The following is a 20,414-nucleotide window of genomic DNA, read 5'->3' on the forward strand; positions in this document are numbered from 1 at the left end:
TGATATCAATCCTGCGAGTGCCCACACAGATTGTCTGATAAATTGTTAAAGAGCGGTGCGACGCGGCGTTCGGCCTGCTGTCGCGAGGTGGCGTATATTACGCTTTCCTCCTTCAGAGTCAAACACTTTTTTCAGCGTTTTTCTCCGGCGGGGTGAATCACTTCACGCCCTGCTGAGCCGTCTGCGTTGCCGCTTTGCCGTCTCAGTGGTGGCGCATTATAGGGACTTCGTTTCGCCTGACAAGCGCTAATTTGCAGTTTTTGCGCGACCGCTCACTTTCCAGGCAACACGTTGCAAAAACCAGCTGATTCTTGCGAAACAGCATAAAAAAACGGGCCCTGAGGCCCGTTTTTGTCACGTTGCGTTATTGATGTGCGACGATGGCATCGTCCTGCACATCCATTTCGATGGTTTTTCCCGGAACCAGCGCGCCAGACAAAATCTTCTGCGCCAGCGGGTTTTCAATCTGCTGCTGAATAGCCCGTTTCAATGGCCGCGCGCCATAAACCGGATCGTAACCATTTTCGCCCAGCAGTTTCAGCGCCGCGTCGGAAATGTGCAGCTGATAACCGCGCTCTTCCAGACGCTGATACAGCCGCTGCAGCTGAATCTGCGCAATCGAGGCAATATGTTTTTCACCCAGCGGATGGAATACCACCACCTCATCAATACGGTTGATAAACTCCGGACGGAAATGGTGTCCGACGACTGTCATCACCACATCTTTCATTTCCGCGTAATCAAGCGCGCCGAAACGTTCCTGAATCAGATCCGAACCAAGGTTAGATGTCATGATCACCACGGTATTGCGGAAGTCCACGGTGCGCCCCTGACCATCGGTCAGACGCCCATCATCCAGCACCTGCAGCAGAATGTTGAACACATCCGGATGCGCTTTTTCCACCTCATCCAGCAAAATCACCGAGTAAGGGCGACGACGCACCGCCTCTGTCAGGTAACCGCCCTCTTCATAACCGACATAGCCAGGAGGTGCCCCGACCAGACGCGACACCGAATGTTTCTCCATGAATTCCGACATATCGATACGCACCATCGCGTCGTCGCTATCGAACAGGAAATTAGCCAGCGCCTTACACAGCTCGGTTTTACCGACACCGGTCGGTCCAAGGAACAGGAACGATCCAATTGGCCGGTTCGGGTCAGACAAACCGGCGCGGCTACGGCGAATGGCGTTCGATACCGCTTCAACCGCTTCGTCCTGGCCGATAACCCGGGCATGCAGCTCCTGCTCCATCCGCAACAGTTTATCGCGCTCGCCTTCCATCATGCGGGCCACCGGAATACCGGTCCAGCGTGCCAGCACATCGGCGATCTCGACATCCGTTACGCGGTTGCGTAACAGCTTCATGGTTTTACCTTCCGCCTGCGTGGCGCTTGCCAGCTGTTTTTCCAGCTCCGGAATTTTGCCGTACTGCAGTTCCGACATCTGGCCAAGGTCACCCACACGCCGTGCCTGCTCCATAGCCAGACGCGCCTGCTCCAGCTCGGCTTTGATGTTTTGCGTGCCGGTCAGCGAGGCTTTTTCCGCTTTCCACTCTTCTTCGAGCTCAGCATATTCGCGCTCTTTCTGATCCAGCTCGCTTTCCAGCATCTCCAGACGCTTAACGCTGGCATCATCCGATTCTTTCTTCAGCGCCTGCTGCTCCAGTTTGAGCTGGATGATGCGTCGTTCGAGACGATCGAGCGGTTCCGGCTTGGAGTCAATCTGCAAACGAATACTCGACGCCGCCTCATCAATCAGGTCGATAGCTTTATCCGGCAACTGGCGATCGGCAATATAGCGGTGCGATAATGTTGCCGCAGCCACAATCGCCGGATCGGTAATTTGCACATGGTGATGCAGCTCATAACGCTCTTTCAGGCCACGCAGAATGGCGATGGTGTCTTCCACGCTCGGTTCGGCGACGAACACTTTCTGGAAACGGCGCTCCAGCGCGGCATCTTTCTCAATGTACTGGCGATATTCATCCAGCGTGGTGGCACCCACGCAGTGCAGTTCACCGCGCGCCAGCGCCGGCTTCAGCATGTTGCCGGCATCCATCGCGCCGTCGGCTTTGCCTGCGCCGACCATGGTATGCAGCTCATCGATAAACAGAATGACGTTGCCTTCCTGTTTGGCGAGGTCGTTCAGTACGCCTTTCAGGCGCTCTTCAAACTCGCCGCGATATTTCGCGCCGGCCACCAGCGCGCCCATATCCAGCGCCAGAACGCGCCGGCCTTTCAGCCCTTCCGGCACTTCGCCGTTAATGATGCGCTGTGCCAGCCCTTCAACGATGGCGGTTTTACCGACGCCCGGTTCACCGATGAGCACCGGGTTGTTTTTGGTACGGCGCTGCAATACCTGAATGGTGCGGCGAATCTCTTCGTCACGCCCGATAACCGGATCTAACTTGCCGAGCTCAGCGCGCTCCGTCAGATCGATGGTGTATTTTTTCAAAGCCTGGCGCTGATCTTCAGCCCCCTGATCGTTCACGTTTTCCCCTCCCCGCAGTTGCTCGATGGCCTTAGCGAGCTTGTCCGCCGTGGCACCGGCAGACTTCAGTAAGTCCGCCAGCGAGCCGCGCGATTCGAGGGCCGCCAGAACAAATAATTCAGATGAAATAAAGTTGTCGCCGCGCTTTTGCGCCAGCTTGTCGCACAGATTCAGTACCCGGACCAAATCCGCTGATGGCTGAACGTCGCCGTCGGTCCCTTCGACCTGTGGCAAACGATTGATGGCTTGTTCGATGCTGGTACGCAGGCTAGCGACATCCGCCCCCGCCGCACTGAGCAGCGGACGTACCGATCCACCCTCCTGGTTGAGCAGCGCGCTCATCAGGTGCAGGGGTTCGATGAATTGATTATCGTGTCCCAGAGCAAGGGACTGTGCATCGGCCAGGGCCAACTGGAATTTGTTGGTAAGACGATCCAGACGCATGATTCCTCCCATTACAGGTCAAAATGCTACTGGAGATTAAATGAGGTCATCCCTCAAATTTTCAAGGTTAATGACCTGAGTTGTGAGCAAAAAATACGCTTACTGGATCGTCTTGCGGCGTAAGGTTATCTCAGCCAAATCAAAGTTGCCATACGTCCGGTGATTCCGTCGCGTCGGAAGGAGAAAAAATCGGCGCTTTCCTGATAGGTGCAGCGCGCGTCAGCCGTGACAGATCGCACGCCAGCGGCCTGCAGACGCTGGGTTGCCAGCAGCCAGATATCGGCAAAATATTTCTCACCGGCCGGGCGAAAAGCCGCATCGGCAGCGGCATCCTGCGCCAGGAACGCACTGCGCACCTCGGCCCCCACTTCAAATGCCTGCGGACCAATCGCCGGACCGAGCCAGGCATGAATCTCGCTCGCCGGGCAGTGAAACTGTGCCAGCGTCTGCTCCAGCACCCCATGACACAACCCGCGCCAGCCGGCATGTGCCGCGGCAACTTCGCTGCCATCATGGCTGCAAAACAGCACCGGCAGGCAGTCGGCGGTCATCACTGCACACACCACGCCGCTTTCCCGCGTTATCGCCGCATCGGCTCGTGGCAGGGACGCAGCCGCCGGCAGACGCGCCACCGTCTGGCCGTGTACCTGCTCCAGCCACTGCGGCATTGCCGGTAGCGCCAGCTGCCCGACCACGCGCTGACGATTGTGCATCACGCAATCCGCCTCGTCCCCGACGTGCGCGCCGAGGTTGAGGGAATCCCATGGCGCCGCGCTAACGCCGCCGTGCCGCGTGGTCGAATAAGCCTGCACGCGCGCCGGCGCCGGCCACTGCGGCACGATCCAGTCACTCATAGCCAGTCCAGCTGATCGCGGAACTCGTCGGTATCGGCTTTCAGTGCATCAATCAGATCAACCATGTCCTGCGGCAATGGCGCGTGCCACTCCATCTCAATCCCGGTGATCGGATGATAGAGACGCAGCATAGTGGCGTGCAGCGCCTGGCGGTCAAAACCGCGCAGCGTACTGATGAAAGCCTCAGAAGCGCCCTTTGGCGGACGCGGACGACCACCGTACAGCGGATCGCCCACCAGCGGATGGTTAATGTGCGCCATGTGCACGCGAATCTGGTGAGTACGGCCGGTTTCCAGGCGCAAGCGTAAGCGCGTATGGGCGCGGAAATGCTCCATGATGCGATAGTGCGTGGTGGCCGGTTTACCCATCGGATGCACCGCCATGTGGGTACGCCTGGTAGAGTGACGCGCCATCGGCTCGTTCACCGTACCGCCAGCGGTCATGGTGCCAATCGCCACCGCTTCATATTCGCGGGTGATTTCACGCAGCTGCAGCGTTTCAACCAGATGCGTCTGCGCTGGTACCGTTTTGGCCACCACCATCAGTCCGGTGGTGTCTTTATCCAGACGGTGCACGATGCCGGCGCGTGGCACGTCGGCAATCGCCGGATAGTGATAAAGCAGCGCATTCAGTACCGTGCCGTCCGGATTACCGGCGCCAGGGTGGACCACTAAGTCGCGCGGTTTGTTGATAACCAGGATGTGGTCATCTTCATAAACAATATCCAGCGGAATATTTTGCGCTTCCCAGCGCTGCTCCTCTTCGATCTCGGCATCAATCGCCACCCGCTCACCGCCGAGTACTTTCTCTTTCGGTTTATCGATGATGGTGCCGTTGACGCTGACCCGACGCTCAAGGATCCACTCTTTTATGCGGGAACGTGAATAATCAGGGAACAATTCCGCCAAAGTCTGATCTAAGCGTTGTCCAAGCTGTGCTTCGGACACCGTTGCGGTGAGTTGAACTTGTTGTGCCATATACAGCTTCTTCGTTAACGTTGGGTTTTCACGGCGATGCCGTTTAATATAATGTGCTATCGTACTGGTCATTACCGGGAGCTATACGGACAGCTTCCGCCATAACACTTTGAGGATAATCATTTCGTCATGACGCGTATGAAACATCTGGTGGCTGCTGCCACACTGAGCCTGAGCCTGGCACTGGTGGGCTGTTCCGGCTCATCGGACCCGGTCCCGGACAGCCCGCCGTCTGAAATTTACGCCACAGCGCAGCAAAAGCTGCAGGACGGTAACTTTAAAGCGGCGATTAAGCAACTGGAAGCGCTGGATAACCGTTATCCGTTTGGTCCTTACTCGCAGCAAGTGCAGCTGGATTTGATCTACGCGTACTACAAAAATGCCGATCTGCCACTGGCGCAAGCCGCCATTTCCCGCTTTATGCGCCTGAACCCGACGCACCCTAACATTGATTACGTGATCTATATGAAGGGCCTGACGGACATGGCACTGGATGATTCCGCGCTGCAGGGCTTCTTCGGGATCGATCGTTCCGACCGCGATCCTACCCATGCGCGTGATGCATTCCGTGACTTCTCTCAGCTACTGCGCGGCTATCCGAACAGCCAGTACGCGGCAGATGCGCAGAAACGTCTGACGTTCCTGAAAGATCGCCTGGCGAAGTATGAGCTCTCCGTGGCGCAATTCTATACCAAGCGCGGTGCCTATGTCGCCGTTGTTAATCGGGTTGAAGGTATGATGCGCGATTATCCGGACACCCAGGCCACGCGTGACGCGCTGCCATTGATGGAAAATGCCTATCGCCAGCTGCAGCTGACGACGGAAGCCGACAAAGTTGCGAAAATCATTGCGGCGAATAGCGCGTCCTGATTTTCGTGCCATTAAAAAAGCAGCCGCTGTGGCTGCTTTTTTTTGGTCAGGAAACCGTCTGAAACGGGTTTTTCCGCTACGGTTAACTCATCAATCTTGCCCCTATCCCCGCTGTGCATCAAGCTTTTTTCGCCCTTTTCCCGGCCTTTCTCACAATTCGCTGGCATTGACAAAAAGTGACATTCCAATGTGATCCAGATCACACATTTTCCTGATTTGCGCGGTATGCTGGTCCTACCCAGACGGAAATGACAGAGAGGTTTAACTATGATTCTGAACATTACCAGCAAACAAATGGAAATCACTGCGGCTATCCGCAACCATGTCGAAGACCGTCTCGCCAAGCTGGAAAAATGGCAAACCCACCTGATAAATCCGCACATTGTGTTATCGAAAGAGCCGAAAGAATTTGTGGCCGATGCCACCATTAACACGCCAAACGGCACGCTGGTCGCCAGCGCGAAACACGATGATATGTATACGGCCATCAATGACCTGATCGCCAAGCTGGAGCGCCAGCTAAATAAAGCACAGCACAAGCCTGAAGCACGGCGCGCCACCAGCAGTGTTAAAGATTTCACCCCTGCCGGGTAATTTATCGCTTTTCAGCAACGCGCCTGCGGGCGCGTTTTTTATTGACAGCTTTTAAGCTGTGCGGTTACTCTCAGTTCACTTTATTGCCGGAATTGATCATGAAACTACTGCCGTTCTTCTTCGCATTCTTTTTTACCTTCCCCTGATTGGGAGGCAATTCGTCGTGTGAAAATGAATGCGAAGACGAACAACAAAGCCTCCCAACCGGGAGGCTTTTTTATTGGACATTTTACAGGTGAGCCCTATGAATCCCGAGAATCCGCTGCTGGCGTTACGCGATAAGATCAGCGCCGTCGATGCCAGGCTGTTAACGCTGCTGGCTGAACGGCGCGCGCTGGCCGTTGAGGTAGCGCAGGCCAAGCTGGCCACCCATCGCCCGATTCGTGACGTCGAGCGCGAACGCGCCCTGCTGGAAAATCTCATCGCGCTGGGTAAAAAACATCAGCTGGATGCGCACTACATCACGCGCCTGTTCCAGTTAGTGATTGAGGATTCGGTGCTGACCCAGCAGGCGCTGCTGCAGAAAAACCTGAATCATCCACATGCGCACGCGCCGCGCATCGCCTTCCTCGGCCCAAAAGGCTCCTACTCGCACCTTGCCGCCCGTAAATACGCCACGCGCCACTTCGATTCGATGGTGGAAATGGGGTGTCTGAAATTCCACGACATCATTCAGCAGGTTGAAAGCGGTCAGGCGGATTACGCGGTGATGCCGATTGAGAATACCAGCTCCGGCTCGATCAATGACGTGTACGATCTGCTGCAGCAAACGTCGCTGTCGATCGTCGGCGAGCTGACCATTCCTATCGAACACTGTGTGCTGGTCAGCGGTAATACCGATTTGCAGCAGATTGAAACCGTGTATAGCCATCCGCAGCCGTTCCAGCAGTGCAGCCAGTTCATCAACCGCTTCCCGCAGTGGAAAATCGAATACACCGAAAGCACGGCGGCGGCGATGGAGAAGGTAGCCGCGATGAACTCGCCGCGCGTGGCCGCGCTGGGCAGTGAAGCTGGCGGTGAGCTGTATGGCCTGCAGGTGCTGGAGCGCAACCTGGCGAATCAGCAGCAGAACCATACCCGCTTCATTGTGCTCGCGCGTAAACCGATTGAAGTCTCCAGCCAGGTGCCGGCCAAAACCACGCTGATTATGGCGACGGGCCAGCAGGCCGGCGCGCTGGTTGAAGCACTGCTGGTGTTGCGTAATCACAATCTGATCATGAGCAAGCTGGAAAACCGGCCAATCAACGGTAACCCGTGGGAAGAGATGTTTTACATTGATGTGCAGGGCAATCTGCAGTCGGAGAACATGCAGCAGGCGCTGGAAGAACTGCGTGCGCTCACGCGTTCACTGAAGGTGCTGGGCTGTTATCCGGGTGAGAACGTGGTACCGGTAGAACCGCGTCTGTAAAACAAAAAGGCATCCTCGCGGATGCCTTAATCATTACTGGCGACTGTCGTTGGCGGAGCGCAGCATGCTGCGGCTCTCGACAAGGAAGCGTTTCGCGTAGTCGCCAAACCAGTGTTCCACACGCTCAAAGCTGTTGATGAACGCCTGTTTATCGCCCTGCTCCAGCAGCGTGATGGCTTCACCAAAACGCTGATAGTAGCGTTTAATCAGCGCCAGATTACTTTCCGACGACATGATGATGTCGGCGTACAGCTGCGGGTCCTGCGCAAACAGCCGCCCCACCATCGCCAGTTCGAGACGATAGATAGGCGAGGACAGCGCCAGCAGTTGATCCAGATTGACGTTCTCTTCCGCCAGATGCAAACCATAAGCGAAGGTGGCGAAGTGGCGCAGCGCCTGAATGAACGCCATGTTTTGATCGTGCTCAACCGCACTGATGCGGTGTAAGCGCGCGCCCCACACCTGAATCTGCTCCAGGAACCACTGATAGGCTTCCGGCTGACGGCCATCGCACCATACCACCACCTGCTTCGCCAGGCTGCCGCTGTCCGGACCGAACATCGGATGCAGTCCCAGTACCGGGCCGCTGTGCGCCGCCAGCATCGCCTGCAGCGGACGGTTCTTCACCGACGCCAGATCCACCAGAATGCAGTCATCAGGCAGCGCTGGCAGATCGGCAATGATCTGTTCGGTCAGATGGATCGGCACGCTGATGATCACCATGCCCGCATCGTGCAGCAGTTCATCCGCGCGCGGCCAGTCATCTTTATCGAGAATACGCACCTGATAACCGGAGAGCGTCAGCATCTTCTCGAACAGACGTCCCATCTGACCGCCACCACCGACAATCACCACCGGACGCAGTTCAGGACACAGCGTTTTGAAGCCTTTGTCATTTTCGTGCGCATAGGATTCGCGCATCAGACGACGCAGCACATCTTCGATCAGGTCCGGCGACACGCCGAGCGCTTCCGCTTCCTGACGACGCGACGCCAGCATACTGGCCTCGCGCTCAGGCACATAAATCGGTAAACCGTAGCGGCTTTTGACTTCGCCGACTTCGGCCACCAGCGCCAGTCGTTTCGCCAGCAGCCCCAGCAGGGCTTTATCTACTTCATCAATTTGATCGCGCAGCGCGGTCAGTTCAGCCACCATGACTCATTACACCTCGTGTGACAGACGCGCCGACAGCACTCCATGCAGATCCCGATGGATTTCACGCAGCAAAGTTTCAGTGGTTTCCCAGTTGATGCAGGCATCAGTGACGGAAACCCCGTACTTCATCTCGCTACGCGGTTGCTCAGAAGACTGGTTGCCTTCGTGAATATTACTTTCCAGCATCAGGCCAATGATGGAGCGGTTTCCATCTTTAATCTGCGCGATAGCCGATTCGGCTACGCCAGGCTGACGGCGATAGTCTTTGTTAGAATTGCCATGGCTGCAATCTATCATTAAGGCCGGACGCAGTCCCGCTTTCAGCATCTCTTTTTCGCACTGCGCGACATCTTCCGGGCCGTAGTTTGGCGCTTTGCCACCGCGCAGAATCACGTGACCATCCGGGTTGCCCTGAGTTTGCAGCAGGCACACCTGACCGGCCTGGTTAATGCCGACAAAGCGGTGCGGCATCGCAGCGGCGCGCATGGCGTTGATTGCGGTGCCGAGGCTGCCATCGGTGCCGTTTTTGAAACCCACCGGCATCGACAGGCCAGACGCCATTTCACGGTGCGTCTGCGATTCTGTGGTACGCGCCCCAATCGCCGACCAGCTAAACAGATCGCCGAGGTATTGCGGGCTATTGGGGTCGAGCGCTTCGGTGGCCAACGGCAGGCCCATTTCCACAAGATTGACCAGCAGCTGACGCGCAATGTGCAGGCCGGCTTCCATATCAAATGAGTTGTTCATGTAAGGATCGTTGATTAACCCTTTCCAGCCGACGGTGGTACGGGGTTTTTCAAAATAGACGCGCATAACGATATACAGCTGATCCTTCAACTGTGCAGAGAGTGTTTGTAACTGACGAGCGTAATCCAGTGCGGCTTCGGTATCGTGGATCGAGCAGGGACCGCACACCACCAGCAGACGCGGATCGCGACCCGCGATGATATCCGCGATGGTCTGGCGGGAAGCGGCAATTTGCGCTTCCTGCGCCGCAGTCAGCGGGAACTTCGCTTTCAGTTCCTGTGGCGTGATTAAAATCTGTTCGTCGGCGATATGCACATTGTTCAGCGCGTCTTTTTGCATGATGGCGATCCTTTTTCACTCGTTATGCGGTTTTACGATCCTCATTGAGGATGACGCTTACTTTACCACAGCATGTAAATCATGCAATCCATACATGTACACTTTTATTACCACCCTCTTTTAAACCACAAAATAAAAGTTAATTAAAATATATAAATCATTAAGTTAACAACCTTAAAGCCTGTAAGATCCATCAAACACAAATGTAAAGTTATAATTACAGTCATCTGGCCAGGCCAGATGTTTTTTCCTTACGATATCGCTAACATGCTGTTATCCATTTGATTAATTCAGGATCGCTTTATGTCCATCCCTCAAGTCGCCCTGCGTCCCTTTATTCTGCAGGATGCTGAAGCGTTTACGCATGCCGTTAATCAGTCTCTGGGCAGCCTGCAGCCGTGGATGGTATGGGCACACACAGATTACAGCGTCGATGAAGCCGTGAGCTGGATCAACTTCACCCATCTGCAGCGTCAGAAGGGTGAAGCTGAAGAGTTCGCGATTGTCGATGGCAACGATCGATTGCTGGGCGGTGCTGGCTTACGTTATGCGCGCCAGCCCGGTGAGCTCAGTGCGCTGGGTTACTGGGTTCGCAGCGAGGCGCAGCAACAGGGCGTTGCCCGCCGGGCGGTGGCACAGCTGGTGAATCTGGCGTTCGCCCAGCCACACATAACTGTGCTGGAGATTCTTGCTGCAGAAGAGAATCACGCCAGCCGCGCCGTGGCCCTGCGCAGCGGCTTCTCGTTTGTGGATTACCGCTACGGGTTGATTGTGCTGGAGAGCGGGCCGGTCAACACGGCGATCTATCACATCAGACGCCCATAAAAAAAGGGGCTGGCCTTATGGCCAACCCCTTGTTTGCTATTAACTTTGGGATGTCGCTTACGCGCCAAGACGCTCTTTGATACGAGCTGACTTACCGGTACGCTCACGCAGGTAGTACAGTTTGGCTTTACGCACAGCACCACGACGTTTGACAGTAATGCTGTCAATTACCGGAGAGTGAGTCTGGAAGACACGCTCAACGCCTTCGCCGTTAGAAATCTTGCGAACAGTGAATGCAGAGTGCAGACCGCGGTTACGAATAGCGATAACCACGCCCTCGAATGCCTGCAGACGTTTCTTAGAACCTTCAACGACCCATACTTTCACTTCCACGGAATCACCCGGACGGAAGGAAGGTACGTCCTGTTTCATCTGCTCTTGTTCAAGTTGCTTGATAATGTTGCTCATAATTAAATCTCTTATCCTGGGTAAACTGATAGTCAGGGAAGATTACTCTTCCACCTCATCGTTTTGTTGCTGCTGATGTTCCCGCTGGAACTCACTTAGCAACCTTGCTTGCTCTTCAGTCAGAGCCAGGTTTTCCAGAAGTTCAGGTCTTCTTAGCCAGGTACGGCCCAGCGACTGTTTCAGGCGCCAGCGGCGAATATCGGCATGGTTGCCCGACAGCAGAACTGGCGGAACCTCCATCCCTTCTAACACTTCAGGTCGGGTATAGTGCGGGCAATCCAGCAAACCTTCCGAGAACGAATCCTCATCGGCTGACGCCTGTTTCCCCAGCACGCCAGGAATAAACCGGGCGACCGAGTCAATTAACGTCATCGCTGGCAGCTCACCGCCACTGAGCACGTAATCACCGATTGACCATTCTTCATCAATCTCAGTGTGAATCACACGCTCATCTATCCCTTCATAACGACCGCAAACCAGAATTAACTTCTGGCTGGTCGCCAGTTCGCAAACGCCTTGCTGGTCAAGTTTGCGACCCTGAGGTGAAAGATAAATCACCTTAGCGCCTTCTCCCGCCGCCGCTTTCGCTGCGTGGATAGCATCCCGTAAGGGTTGCACCATCATCAACATACCCGGTCCGCCGCCGTAAGGACGATCGTCCACGGTACGGTGCCGGTCGTGCGTGAAGTCACGTGGACTCCAGCTCTCTATGTTGAGCAGGCCATTTTTTACTGCCCGGCCAGTTACCCCGTACTCGGTAATAGCGCGAAACATCTCAGGAAACAGGCTAATAACACCAATCCACATCGCGTTCGCCGTTACGTTACCGGATTGTCCGGAGATCAAAAACCAGGATCCCAGTCTACTTCAATGGTGCCAGTAGCGAGATCGACTTTCTTGATAACCTGTTCATCAAGAAACGGTATTAACCGCTCCTGTACACCGAATGCATCTTTCAGGTTTGCCTTTACGACGAGAACGTCGTTCGAGCCGGTCTCCATCAAATCAATGACTTTGCCCATCTCGTAGCCGTCGAGGTTTACCACTTTGCAACCCATCAGGTCTTTCCAGTAGTAATCGCCCTCTTCCAGCGCCGGCAGCTGCGTGGAGTCAACCGTAATTTCGCAATTGGTCAACTGTGCCGCAGCGTCCCGATCGTCAATGCCTTTGACTTTGATGATCAGGTCCTGATTGTGGTGCTTCCAACCCTCAAGCTCGACCTGCTGCCATTGACCGGCGCGCTGGATAAACCAGGGTTGATAGTCGAAGATGCTTTCAGCGTCTTCAGTGGAGGAAAACACTTTGAGCCAACCCCGAATTCCGTAAGCGGCACCCATTTTGCCCAGAATGATTGGGTTAACGGGAGGCTGTGCGGCAGGTTTACTGCTCATGCTCACCACCGTGACAGATTAAGCTGCTTTTTTTGCTTCTTTGATCAGCGCGTTAACGCGATCAGAAAGCGTTGCGCCCTGGCCAACCCAGTGCTCAATACGGTCCAGATCCAGACGCAGACCTTCAGCCTGACCAGAAGCGATCGGGTTGAAGAAACCTACGCGCTCGATGAAACGACCGTTGCGAGCATTGCGGCTGTCAGTGACGACGACCTGATAGAACGGACGCTTTTTAGCGCCGTGACGTGCCAAACGAATGGTTACCATAACATCCTCTTTAGTTAATAAAACAACCGGGCCCCATCGAGGAACGGGGCCCGGGTGCAATATAAAAAGCCCGAAAATTTTACTCATTTTGGCGCAAAAAGCAACCTGAGTGTCTCACTTTTCTGGTTCGGGCTGTGTCGCCTTAGCGGCCGGGGAATCCTGGCGGCATCATGCCTTTCATGCCACGCATCATTTTGGCCATGCCGCCCTTCTTCATTTTCTTCATCATGCGCTGCATATCATCAAACTGCTTCAGCAGCCGGTTGACGTCCTGCACCTGCATACCGGAACCGGTAGCGATACGGCGCTTGCGCGAACCTTTGATGATCTCTGGCTTCTCACGCTCTTTGCGCGTCATCGAATTGATGATGGCCTCCATGCGCACCAGCACTTTGTCATCCATCTGCGATTTAACGTTATCCGGCAGTTGGCCCATGCCCGGCAGTTTGCCCATCAGGCTGGCCATGCCGCCCATGTTGCGCATCTGCTTAAGCTGCTCCAGGAAGTCGTTAAGATCGAAACCGTCGCCAGTTTTAAGCTTCTTCGCCAGCTTTTCCGCCTGCTCGCGGTCAACTTTGCTCTCGATATCTTCAATCAGCGACAGCACGTCGCCCATGCCGAGAATACGCGATGCGATACGGTCCGGATAGAAAGCCTCCAGCGCATCGGTCTTCTCGCCCATCCCCATAAATTTGATCGGCTTGCCGGTGATGTGACGAATCGACAGCGCTGCACCGCCGCGCGCATCGCCGTCAACTTTGGTCAGGATCACACCGGTGAGCGGCAGCGCTTCGTTGAACGCTTTCGCGGTGTTGGCGGCATCCTGACCAGTCATGGCATCGACAACAAACAGCGTTTCAACTGGATTGATCGCGGCATGCACCTGCTTGATCTCATCCATCATCGCTTCGTCAACGTGCAGACGGCCGGCGGTATCCACCAGCAGCACATCGTAGAACTGCAGTCGGGCTTCTTTCAGCGCGTTGTTAACGATATCCACCGGCTTCTGGCTGAGGTCGGACGGACAGAAATCCACGCCAACCTGCTGCGCCAGGGTTTCCAGCTGTTTGATCGCCGCCGGGCGGTAGACGTCCGCAGACACCACCAGTACCTTTTTCTTGTGCTTTTCGCGCAGGAATTTACCGAGCTTACCGACGCTGGTGGTTTTACCGGCACCCTGCAGGCCCGCCATCAGCACCACGGCCGGCGGCTGAGCATTGAGGTTCAGCGCGTTATTTTCGGCCCCCATCGCCGCAACCAGTTCGTTGCGCACGATTTTGATAAACTCCTGACCCGGCGTCAGGCTTTTGTTTACATCCTGACCTACCGCGGCTTCTTTCACGCGGTTGATGAAATCGCGCACTACCGGCAGCGCAACGTCGGCCTCCAGCAGCGCCATACGCACTTCGCGCAGCGTATCTTTGATGTTGTCTTCGGTCAGCCTTCCGCGGCCACTGATATTGCGCAGGGTTTGCGACAAACGATCGGTTAAATTATCAAACATGCTCTCTCACTTAATAGCGTAGCGAGGCCGCCAGGGCGACACAATGCGGCGGATTATAACACGAAGCCAGGCCGATCTCTGCAATTGACCGTGAGATCGTTTGGAGCCTGCTGCCGCTGGCGCTATACTGCTTTTTTCCTTATCTGACCGACACCTGAAAGGATCTATGTTCGTTTTCGCGATCGTGGCGCTGTTCGCCTACTCTCTCAGTCTTGCATTGATCATTCCGAGCCTGCTGAAACGCAACAGCGGCTGGCGGCGTTTTGCCGTGTTATCCGCCTGCGTGGCGCTGATTGCCCATGCGGTAGCGCTGCAGCAACGCATATTTGCCGTCGATAATGGACAAAACCTTAGCCTGCTGAATATTGGTTCGCTGGTCAGTTTGCTCATCTGCGCCATCATGACTATCGTCGCGTCGCGCAATCGCGGCTGGCTGCTGCTGCCGATTGTTTACAGTTTTGCGCTGATCAATCTGGCCTTCGCCACCTTTGTGCCAAACGCCTTTATCACCCATCTTGAGACCACGCCTGGCATGATGGTGCATATCGGTCTGTCGCTGTTTGCCTATGCCACGCTGATCATCGCGGCGCTGTATGCGCTGCAGCTGGCGTGGATCGACTATCAGTTAAAGAACAAAAAGCTGACGTTTACCCAGGATATGCCGCCGCTGCTCAGCATCGAGCGTAAGATGTTCCACATCACGCAGATTGGCGTGGTATTGCTGACGCTGGTGTTGTGCACCGGCCTGTTCTTTATGAATAACCTGTTCAGCCCGGAAAACATTGATAAAGCAGTGCTGTCGATCATCGCCTGGTTTGTCTACATCGTGCTGCTGTGGGGCCACTATCATGAAGGCTGGCGCGGTCGCCGTGTGGTGTGGTTCAACTGCGGCGGTGCGCTGCTGCTGACCATGGCCTATTTCGGCAGCCGCGTTCTGCAGCACCTGCTCACCTCTCACTAAAGGAATTTTTGCGTTGGAACATGTTTCAACCACCACGCTCATTATCACGCTGATCATTATGGTGCTGGTCTCGGCCTACTTCTCGGGTTCAGAGACCGGCATGATGACGCTCAACCGCTACAAACTGCGCCACAAAGCCAAAAGCGGCAACCGCAGCGCGCGTCGCGTTGAGAAACTGCTGCGTCGCCCCGACCGTCTGATTAGCCTGGTGCTGATCGGCAACAACCTCGTGAATATTCTCGCCTCGGCGCTCGGCACCATTGTCGGTATGCGCCTGTACGGCGATGCCGGCGTGGCCATCGCCACTGGCGTGCTGACCTTCGTGGTGCTGGTGTTTGCCGAAGTGCTGCCTAAAACCGTCGCGGCGCTCTATCCGGAAAAAGTCGCGTATCCCAGCAGCTTTCTGCTGACGCCGCTGCAGTACATGATGCTGCCGCTGGTGTGGCTGCTCAATACCATTACCCGCATTCTGATGCGCATGGTGGGCATTAAGACCGAAGGGTCAATTAACTCCGCCCTCAGCAAAGAAGAGCTGCGCACCATCGTGTATGAATCCCGCTCGCTGATGTCGCGCCGCAACCAGGACATGCTGCTGTCGGTGCTGGACCTTGAGAAGGTCAATGTTGACGACATCATGGTGCCGCGCAATGAGATCGTCGGCATCAACATCAACGATGAGTGGAAGTCCATCGAGCGTCAGCTAAGCAACTCACCGCATGGCCGTATTGTGCTGTTCCGCGACTCACTGGACGATAGCGTCGGCATGCTGCGCGTGCGCGAAGCGTGGCGCATGATGGCCGGGAAAAAAGAGTTCAATAAAGAGCGACTGCTGCGCGCTGCCGATGAAATCTACTACGTGCCGGAAGGTACGCCTCTTAACGTGCAGCTGGTAAAATTCCAGCGCAATAAGAAAAAAGTGGGGCTGGTGATCGATGAGTACGGCGACATCAAAGGACTGGTTACCATCGAAGATATTCTGGAAGAGATCGTCGGCGACTTCACCACCTCCATGTCACCGTCACTGGCCGAAGAAGTGATGCCGCAAAACGACGGTTCGGTACTGATTGAAGGCAGCGCCAACGTGCGGGAAATCAATAAGGCCTTCAACTGGACGCTGCCGGAAGAGGAAGCGCGCACCATCAACGGTATGCTGCTGGAAGCGCTGGAAGAGATCCCGCAGATGGACACGCAAGTACAGGTTGGCCATTACGACATTGATATTCTTGATGTGCAGGACAACATGGTGAAGCAGGTGCGCATTACGCCGCATCAGCCGCTGAAAGCGTCCATCGGCTCCTGAGACGATAAAAACAAAACGCCGCGATAATCGCGGCGTTTTTTATGGCAGAAGCGGCAACTAAAGTTGCAGCTCTTTCAGCTTTTCAGCCGGCAGCTTCAGATCTTCATTACGGTTAACGCCAATATCGTGCGCCAGCACGTTGCGCGCAATCTGCTGCGCTTCGTCCAGCGAGTGCAGCTTGTAGCTGCCGCACTGGTATTCGTTCAGTTCCGGAATCTGGTTCTGATCTTTTACCTTCAGCACATCTTCCATCGCGCCTTTCCACGCTTTTGCCACACGCTGCTCGTCTGGCGTACCAATCAGGCTCATGTAGAAGCCGGTGCGGCAGCCCATCGGTGAGATATCGACGATTTCCACGCCGTCACCGTTGAGGTGGTTACGCATGAAGCCCGCGAACAGGTGCTCCAGCGTGTGGATGCCGCGTTCGGTCAGGATGTCGATGTTCGGACGGCAGAAACGCAGATCGAAAACGGTGATGGTATCGCCATGCGGAGTGTTCATGGTCTTCGCCACGCGTACCGCTGGCGCGCCCATGATGGTGTGATCAACAGTAAAACTATCCAGTAGTGGCATACGTCACCTCCTGTTTTGAGATTTTTTTTAAAACGATGAAACTTTTCTGTTCGCCCAACGTCTGAATATATGAAAGACGCGCATTTGTTATCATCATCCCTGACAACAGAGATGTTAATTTAGGCCACAGTGATGTGGCCATTTTCTTTTCTAGCCTTCGCGACCTGCCAGATAGCTGGCAAAATCCAGTGTATCACTCTGCTCCAGCTGCTGCTGTTTCAGCACCGACTCCTGCGCCTGACGGCTAAAATCGGCTTCGGTGAGAATTTCCAGCGGCTCTTCGCACAGCAGATGACGATACTGCTCGGCCAGCGCCACGCCGGCTCCGGTCAGCCCCTGCTCTTTAATGGCTTGCAGAATGCGCGCCGAATAGGTTAGCTCAGGATCGTCAAACGACGCTACCAGTTGATCGCAAACCTGTTGATATTGCGTGCTGCCGTCGTAGCTATCCAGCACTTCAGCCACCCGGCGCAGATCGGCAAACAGCGCTTTACCGACATCAACCAGCAGATGTTCCGTATCACTGCAGCCCACGCCGATCACCTGACCCGGCTTGCGCCCTTCCAGCACCACGCGGTTCCAGTTTTTCCGGCTGCACAGCAGCTCATCTGCGCTCATCTCCGGCGCATCGGCCAGCGTACACCAAATCAGGAACAGATCGAGGAAGCGCGCCTGATCGGCATCCACACCGATGGCAGAAAACGGGTTGATGTCCAGCGAACGCACTTCAATGTACTCAATGCCGCCGCGCAGCAGCGCATCGGATGGCGCCTCACCCGAGCGGGTCACGCGTTTTGGACGAATCGGTGCGTACAGTTCGTTCTCGATTTGCAGCACGTTGGTATTGAGCTGCAGCCAGTTGCCATCCGCATCTTTGGTGCCCATCGCCGCATATTCGGCAGACGGCGTTTTGATCGCCGCTTTCAGCGCAGCGACATACCCTTCCAGCGAGTTGAAGGTAATGCCCAGCCCGCTTTGTGATTTATTGGTGTAGCCCAAATCACTCAGGCGCAGCGAAGTGGCATACGGCAGCCACAATGTTCCTTCGCCGTTGGTTTCGAACGGCAGCTTACTTTCCCGTCCCTGCAGGAAGGAAGAGCAGATGGCTGGCGAAGCGCCAAACAGGTAAGGAATCACCCAGCCGTAGCGATAGTAGTTGCGAATCAGGCGCAGATAACCCGCCGAGATGGTCTCTTTGCCGCTCTCCGCGTCTTTGACATCCGCCCACTCCTGCCAGAACGACAGCGGCAGCGAGAAGTTATAGTGCACGCCAGAAATAATCTGCATCAGCGCGCTGTAGCGATTTTTCAGCCCCTGACGATACAGGGTTTTCATTTTGCCGATATTGGAGCTGCCGTACTGCGCCAGCTCAATGTTGTCCACATCTTCAACATAGCCCGGCATACTGAACGGCCACATGCGCTCGTCGCCCAGCTCGCGCGCCACGTGACGGTGGATGTCGCGCAGAAACGCCAGGGAGCGATCGATGTTCTGATCCACCGGGGTGATGAACTCCAGCAGCGTTTCAGCAAAATCGGTGGTAATCCAGTCGTGCTTTAGCGCTGAACCCAGCGATTCAGGGTGGCCAGTAGTAGCCAGATGACCATTCGGCTGGACGCGAAGTGTTTCACGTTCAATGCCACGGCCGATACCCTTTAACGCGTCGGGATGCGCTTCCAGCCAGGAGAGCGCTTTTGATACGTCCGGGATCACATTAACCTCCCGCTGTGTGAATAATTTATTTTTGTTCAGCATAATGTTAACCGTAGCCTCGAATCTGTGCGAATCAATGCCACCATTGCATACCTTGTAAAGTGGCGGTCGCGATAACGATATAACGCAGCGTTTTACCCAGGGCGAGAAACAGCACGCAGGGCAGCCAGGAGAAGCGCAACCACCCTGCGAGCACGCAGAGTAAATCGCCCACCACTGGCAGCCAGCTAAACAGCAGCGCTGCGGGTCCCCATCGTTGTAGCCACGTCATTGCTGTGTCGTGCCATCGCCCCTGCCCTGTTGCTGGCATCAGGCGACCAAGAAGAATGTTGGTCAGGCCGCCCAGCGTGTTTCCCACTGATGCAGCCAGTAACAATCCATAGACCGCCCCTTTCTGGGCGATCAATAACGCAATCAGCACCGCTTCTGAGCTGCCCGGAAGCAGCGTTGCACTCAGAAAGCTACTGCCGAATAACGATCCATACGTCAGAAATTCATTCACAGTAAACGGACATCAACCACATCCATGCCCGCCGCTTTAGCCGCCTGCACGCCAAAGTCAGCATCCTCGAATACCACGCAGCGCGCAGGCGCAACGCCCATCAGCTCTGCACAGCGTAAGAAGGTATCAGGCTGCGGCTTATGACGCTGGACATCGTCCGCGCCGACTACCGCATCAAACAGATGATAAACGTTGAGCGCTTCCAGCAGCGCTTTGGCTAAGCTGTGTTCGCTGCCGGTGCCAACCGCCATCGGACGGCGGCCGTGATAGGCTTTGACCACCTGCATCAGCGGCAGCGGACGCACGTCTTCCAGCAGCATCGCTTTCAATGCCGCTGTTTTCTCTGCCGCCAGCTGATGCGGATCGTGCTGCGCCTGATTCTGTTCCAGAATATAACGGGCCAGTTGCCAGGTAGGTGCCCCGTTAAATGCCACCATCTTTTCCTCGTCCATGGTGAAACCATAGCGGCTCAGCACCTGCTGCCAGGCTTTTCGATGTGTCGGCTCGGTATCAAGAATGGTGCCGTCCATATCGAAAATCAGGGCGTCATAGTGGTCGTACATTGTGACTCCATCAACACCACAAAATGAGCCATTACTTTAGCGTAATGCGCTCAGGTTGTCGCCAGGCAGGCTTAACCGCAAATGCTTTGAAAGCATTAGCAATTTTCGTTTTCAGAATAAGGTCAGAGCGCGCGACCGGCGATAAATGGCGGTAAATGCAGTGATTTTTTGATGGAGACGGCGCGTGAGAAAATCTTTCGGAATGCGGATGTTGAATCGGGTCAGGAATGAAGAGTTGCGATGTCAGAACTGAGCTGATGACAAATCTAATCTTTAGAAGATGGTGCATCCAGGAGGATGATTCGGCTGGCGCCTCACCCTGCGGGCCGTTGCTGAAGCAACGTTATCCTCCTTAGTACGTCCTGAACGATTATCGCATCATGACACACTGAGGCACTTTCCAAATCGGAGAAGATGGTGCATCCAGGAGGATTCGAACCTCCGACCGCTCGGTTCGTAGCCGAGTACTCTATCCAGCTGAGCTATGGATGCATTGAGAGATTTTCTTACGATGGACTAACTGAA

The 20,414-nt window shown here is 55.2% G+C and carries 22 protein-coding genes, 1 tRNA gene and 1 other annotated feature; of the genes, 7 read left to right on the forward strand and 16 right to left on the reverse strand.

Annotation, left to right across the window (positions count from 1 at the left end):
* Positions 1 to 364 precede the first annotated feature (364 nt).
* The 3 genes from clpB to rluD all read right to left on the reverse strand — a co-directional run bounded on the left by clpB (position 365) and on the right by rluD (position 4,769).
* Complete coding sequence (gene clpB / locus CBW22_RS21900) at positions 365 to 2,938, reverse strand: ATP-dependent chaperone ClpB (protein WP_088517859.1); 2,574 nt, start codon at positions 2,936 to 2,938, stop codon at positions 365 to 367.
* A 125-nt stretch (positions 2,939 to 3,063) separates the two neighbouring features.
* On the reverse strand, positions 3,064 to 3,792 hold the full coding sequence (gene yfiH, locus CBW22_RS21905; RefSeq protein WP_088517860.1) for a purine nucleoside phosphorylase YfiH: 729 nt from the start codon (positions 3,790 to 3,792) through the stop codon (positions 3,064 to 3,066).
* Complete coding sequence (gene rluD, locus CBW22_RS21910; RefSeq protein ID WP_088517861.1) at positions 3,789 to 4,769, reverse strand: 23S rRNA pseudouridine(1911/1915/1917) synthase RluD; 981 nt, start codon at positions 4,767 to 4,769, stop codon at positions 3,789 to 3,791. The genes yfiH and rluD overlap by 4 nt, the downstream gene beginning before the upstream one ends.
* Positions 4,770 to 4,898: 129 nt before the next feature.
* Here rluD and bamD point away from each other — a divergent pair, with 129 nt between their 5' ends.
* Positions 4,899 to 5,639 carry an outer membrane protein assembly factor BamD gene (gene bamD / locus CBW22_RS21915; protein ID WP_058759616.1) on the forward strand — a complete coding sequence of 247 codons (741 nt, stop codon included), beginning with the start codon at positions 4,899 to 4,901 and terminating at the stop codon, positions 5,637 to 5,639.
* Positions 5,640 to 5,650: 11 nt separating this feature from the next.
* Here bamD and CBW22_RS21920 read toward each other — a convergent pair whose 3' ends face one another.
* Positions 5,651 to 5,842 carry a hypothetical protein gene (locus CBW22_RS21920; RefSeq protein ID WP_088517862.1) on the reverse strand — a complete coding sequence of 64 codons (192 nt, stop codon included), beginning with the start codon at positions 5,840 to 5,842 and terminating at the stop codon, positions 5,651 to 5,653.
* A gap of 64 nt (positions 5,843 to 5,906) precedes the next feature.
* Here CBW22_RS21920 and raiA point away from each other — a divergent pair, with 64 nt between their 5' ends.
* The 3 genes from raiA (at position 5,907) to pheA (ending at position 7,641) form a co-directional block, all read left to right on the forward strand.
* A complete protein-coding gene (gene raiA / locus CBW22_RS21925; protein WP_021507319.1) occupies positions 5,907 to 6,233 on the forward strand; it encodes a ribosome-associated translation inhibitor RaiA in 327 nt (108 codons plus the stop codon).
* A gap of 97 nt (positions 6,234 to 6,330) precedes the next feature.
* Positions 6,331 to 6,455 (forward strand) — a sequence feature (Phe leader region).
* On the forward strand, positions 6,332 to 6,379 hold the full coding sequence (pheL, locus tag CBW22_RS26540; protein ID WP_121497579.1) for a pheA operon leader peptide PheL: 48 nt from the start codon (positions 6,332 to 6,334) through the stop codon (positions 6,377 to 6,379). It overlaps the preceding feature by 48 nt.
* Before the next feature lie 22 nt (positions 6,456 to 6,477).
* Positions 6,478 to 7,641: a bifunctional chorismate mutase/prephenate dehydratase gene (gene pheA / locus CBW22_RS21930; RefSeq protein WP_058776009.1), complete on the forward strand. Its 1,164-nt coding sequence runs from the start codon at positions 6,478 to 6,480 to the stop codon at positions 7,639 to 7,641.
* A 33-nt stretch (positions 7,642 to 7,674) separates the two neighbouring features.
* On the opposite strand, the gene tyrA is transcribed toward pheA, so the two are convergent.
* On the reverse strand, positions 7,675 to 8,796 hold the full coding sequence (gene tyrA, locus CBW22_RS21935) for a bifunctional chorismate mutase/prephenate dehydrogenase (protein WP_021507321.1): 1,122 nt from the start codon (positions 8,794 to 8,796) through the stop codon (positions 7,675 to 7,677).
* A gap of 6 nt (positions 8,797 to 8,802) precedes the next feature.
* Complete coding sequence (locus CBW22_RS21940) at positions 8,803 to 9,882, reverse strand: 3-deoxy-7-phosphoheptulonate synthase (protein ID WP_088517863.1); 1,080 nt, start codon at positions 9,880 to 9,882, stop codon at positions 8,803 to 8,805.
* Between the two features lie 303 nt (positions 9,883 to 10,185).
* Here CBW22_RS21940 and CBW22_RS21945 point away from each other — a divergent pair, with 303 nt between their 5' ends.
* Positions 10,186 to 10,707: a GNAT family N-acetyltransferase gene (locus CBW22_RS21945; RefSeq protein ID WP_088517864.1), complete on the forward strand. Its 522-nt coding sequence runs from the start codon at positions 10,186 to 10,188 to the stop codon at positions 10,705 to 10,707.
* 57 nt (positions 10,708 to 10,764) lie between these two features.
* Here the strand turns inward: CBW22_RS21945 and rplS are convergent, their stop codons facing one another.
* From rplS to ffh, 5 genes are all read right to left on the reverse strand, one after another.
* On the reverse strand, positions 10,765 to 11,115 hold the full coding sequence (gene rplS / locus CBW22_RS21950) for a 50S ribosomal protein L19 (RefSeq protein ID WP_021507324.1): 351 nt from the start codon (positions 11,113 to 11,115) through the stop codon (positions 10,765 to 10,767).
* A gap of 42 nt (positions 11,116 to 11,157) precedes the next feature.
* Positions 11,158 to 11,922, reverse strand: coding sequence for a tRNA (guanosine(37)-N1)-methyltransferase TrmD (gene trmD, locus CBW22_RS21955; RefSeq protein ID WP_021507325.1), 765 nt, complete (start codon positions 11,920 to 11,922; stop codon positions 11,158 to 11,160).
* A gap of 35 nt (positions 11,923 to 11,957) precedes the next feature.
* Positions 11,958 to 12,506: a ribosome maturation factor RimM gene (gene rimM / locus CBW22_RS21960; protein ID WP_021507326.1), complete on the reverse strand. Its 549-nt coding sequence runs from the start codon at positions 12,504 to 12,506 to the stop codon at positions 11,958 to 11,960.
* Positions 12,507 to 12,524: 18 nt separating this feature from the next.
* Positions 12,525 to 12,773, reverse strand: coding sequence for a 30S ribosomal protein S16 (gene rpsP / locus CBW22_RS21965; RefSeq protein WP_007893313.1), 249 nt, complete (start codon positions 12,771 to 12,773; stop codon positions 12,525 to 12,527).
* A 142-nt stretch (positions 12,774 to 12,915) separates the two neighbouring features.
* Complete coding sequence (gene ffh / locus CBW22_RS21970) at positions 12,916 to 14,277, reverse strand: signal recognition particle protein (RefSeq protein WP_021507327.1); 1,362 nt, start codon at positions 14,275 to 14,277, stop codon at positions 12,916 to 12,918.
* 166 nt (positions 14,278 to 14,443) lie between these two features.
* Between ffh and CBW22_RS21975 the strand changes: the two genes are divergently transcribed.
* Together CBW22_RS21975 and CBW22_RS21980 are read left to right on the forward strand one after the other, a co-directional pair.
* Positions 14,444 to 15,238: a cytochrome C assembly family protein gene (locus CBW22_RS21975; RefSeq protein WP_010617128.1), complete on the forward strand. Its 795-nt coding sequence runs from the start codon at positions 14,444 to 14,446 to the stop codon at positions 15,236 to 15,238.
* Between the two features lie 13 nt (positions 15,239 to 15,251).
* Positions 15,252 to 16,538, forward strand: a complete 1,287-nt coding sequence (locus CBW22_RS21980; RefSeq protein ID WP_088517865.1) for an HlyC/CorC family transporter — start codon at positions 15,252 to 15,254, stop codon at positions 16,536 to 16,538.
* Between the two features lie 57 nt (positions 16,539 to 16,595).
* On the opposite strand, the gene luxS is transcribed toward CBW22_RS21980, so the two are convergent.
* The 5 genes from luxS to CBW22_RS22005 all read right to left on the reverse strand — a co-directional run bounded on the left by luxS (position 16,596) and on the right by CBW22_RS22005 (position 20,381).
* Entirely contained in the window at positions 16,596 to 17,111 is a 516-nt protein-coding gene (luxS, locus tag CBW22_RS21985) for an S-ribosylhomocysteine lyase (protein WP_010617126.1), read from the reverse strand.
* A 150-nt stretch (positions 17,112 to 17,261) separates the two neighbouring features.
* Positions 17,262 to 18,866: a glutamate--cysteine ligase gene (gene gshA, locus CBW22_RS21990; protein WP_088517866.1), complete on the reverse strand. Its 1,605-nt coding sequence runs from the start codon at positions 18,864 to 18,866 to the stop codon at positions 17,262 to 17,264.
* 31 nt (positions 18,867 to 18,897) lie between these two features.
* Positions 18,898 to 19,326 carry a YqaA family protein gene (locus CBW22_RS21995; protein ID WP_088517867.1) on the reverse strand — a complete coding sequence of 143 codons (429 nt, stop codon included), beginning with the start codon at positions 19,324 to 19,326 and terminating at the stop codon, positions 18,898 to 18,900.
* Positions 19,323 to 19,889 carry a fructose-1-phosphate/6-phosphogluconate phosphatase gene (gene yqaB, locus CBW22_RS22000; protein WP_088517868.1) on the reverse strand — a complete coding sequence of 189 codons (567 nt, stop codon included), beginning with the start codon at positions 19,887 to 19,889 and terminating at the stop codon, positions 19,323 to 19,325. The genes CBW22_RS21995 and yqaB overlap by 4 nt, the downstream gene beginning before the upstream one ends.
* Positions 19,890 to 20,304: 415 nt before the next feature.
* Positions 20,305 to 20,381: transfer RNA gene (locus tag CBW22_RS22005), tRNA-Arg, on the reverse strand.
* Positions 20,382 to 20,414 lie beyond the last annotated feature (33 nt).

The organism is Pantoea sp. VS1, from assembly GCF_002207995.1.
In the GTDB taxonomy this organism is placed as follows: Bacteria; Pseudomonadota; Gammaproteobacteria; order Enterobacterales; family Enterobacteriaceae; genus Pantoea; species Pantoea dispersa.

Excerpts from the sequence above, each read along its gene's own strand:
- clpB (WP_088517859.1), bottom strand. The coding sequence starts at position 2,938 with ATGCGTCTGGATCGTCTTACCAACAAATTCCAGTTGGCCCTGGCCGAT.
- yfiH (WP_088517860.1), bottom strand. The coding sequence starts at position 3,792 with ATGAGTGACTGGATCGTGCCGCAGTGGCCGGCGCCGGCGCGCGTGCAG.
- rluD (WP_088517861.1), bottom strand. The coding sequence starts at position 4,769 with ATGGCACAACAAGTTCAACTCACCGCAACGGTGTCCGAAGCACAGCTT.
- bamD (WP_058759616.1), top strand. The coding sequence starts at position 4,899 with ATGACGCGTATGAAACATCTGGTGGCTGCTGCCACACTGAGCCTGAGC.
- raiA (WP_021507319.1), top strand. The coding sequence starts at position 5,907 with ATGATTCTGAACATTACCAGCAAACAAATGGAAATCACTGCGGCTATC.
- pheA (WP_058776009.1), top strand. The coding sequence starts at position 6,478 with ATGAATCCCGAGAATCCGCTGCTGGCGTTACGCGATAAGATCAGCGCC.
- tyrA (WP_021507321.1), bottom strand. The coding sequence starts at position 8,796 with ATGGTGGCTGAACTGACCGCGCTGCGCGATCAAATTGATGAAGTAGAT.
- CBW22_RS21940 (WP_088517863.1), bottom strand. The coding sequence starts at position 9,882 with ATGCAAAAAGACGCGCTGAACAATGTGCATATCGCCGACGAACAGATT.
- CBW22_RS21945 (WP_088517864.1), top strand. The coding sequence starts at position 10,186 with ATGTCCATCCCTCAAGTCGCCCTGCGTCCCTTTATTCTGCAGGATGCT.
- rplS (WP_021507324.1), bottom strand. The coding sequence starts at position 11,115 with ATGAGCAACATTATCAAGCAACTTGAACAAGAGCAGATGAAACAGGAC.
- trmD (WP_021507325.1), bottom strand. The coding sequence starts at position 11,922 with ATGTGGATTGGTGTTATTAGCCTGTTTCCTGAGATGTTTCGCGCTATT.
- rimM (WP_021507326.1), bottom strand. The coding sequence starts at position 12,506 with ATGAGCAGTAAACCTGCCGCACAGCCTCCCGTTAACCCAATCATTCTG.
- rpsP (WP_007893313.1), bottom strand. The coding sequence starts at position 12,773 with ATGGTAACCATTCGTTTGGCACGTCACGGCGCTAAAAAGCGTCCGTTC.
- ffh (WP_021507327.1), bottom strand. The coding sequence starts at position 14,277 with ATGTTTGATAATTTAACCGATCGTTTGTCGCAAACCCTGCGCAATATC.
- CBW22_RS21975 (WP_010617128.1), top strand. The coding sequence starts at position 14,444 with ATGTTCGTTTTCGCGATCGTGGCGCTGTTCGCCTACTCTCTCAGTCTT.
- luxS (WP_010617126.1), bottom strand. The coding sequence starts at position 17,111 with ATGCCACTACTGGATAGTTTTACTGTTGATCACACCATCATGGGCGCG.
- gshA (WP_088517866.1), bottom strand. The coding sequence starts at position 18,866 with ATGCTGAACAAAAATAAATTATTCACACAGCGGGAGGTTAATGTGATC.
- yqaB (WP_088517868.1), bottom strand. The coding sequence starts at position 19,889 with ATGTACGACCACTATGACGCCCTGATTTTCGATATGGACGGCACCATT.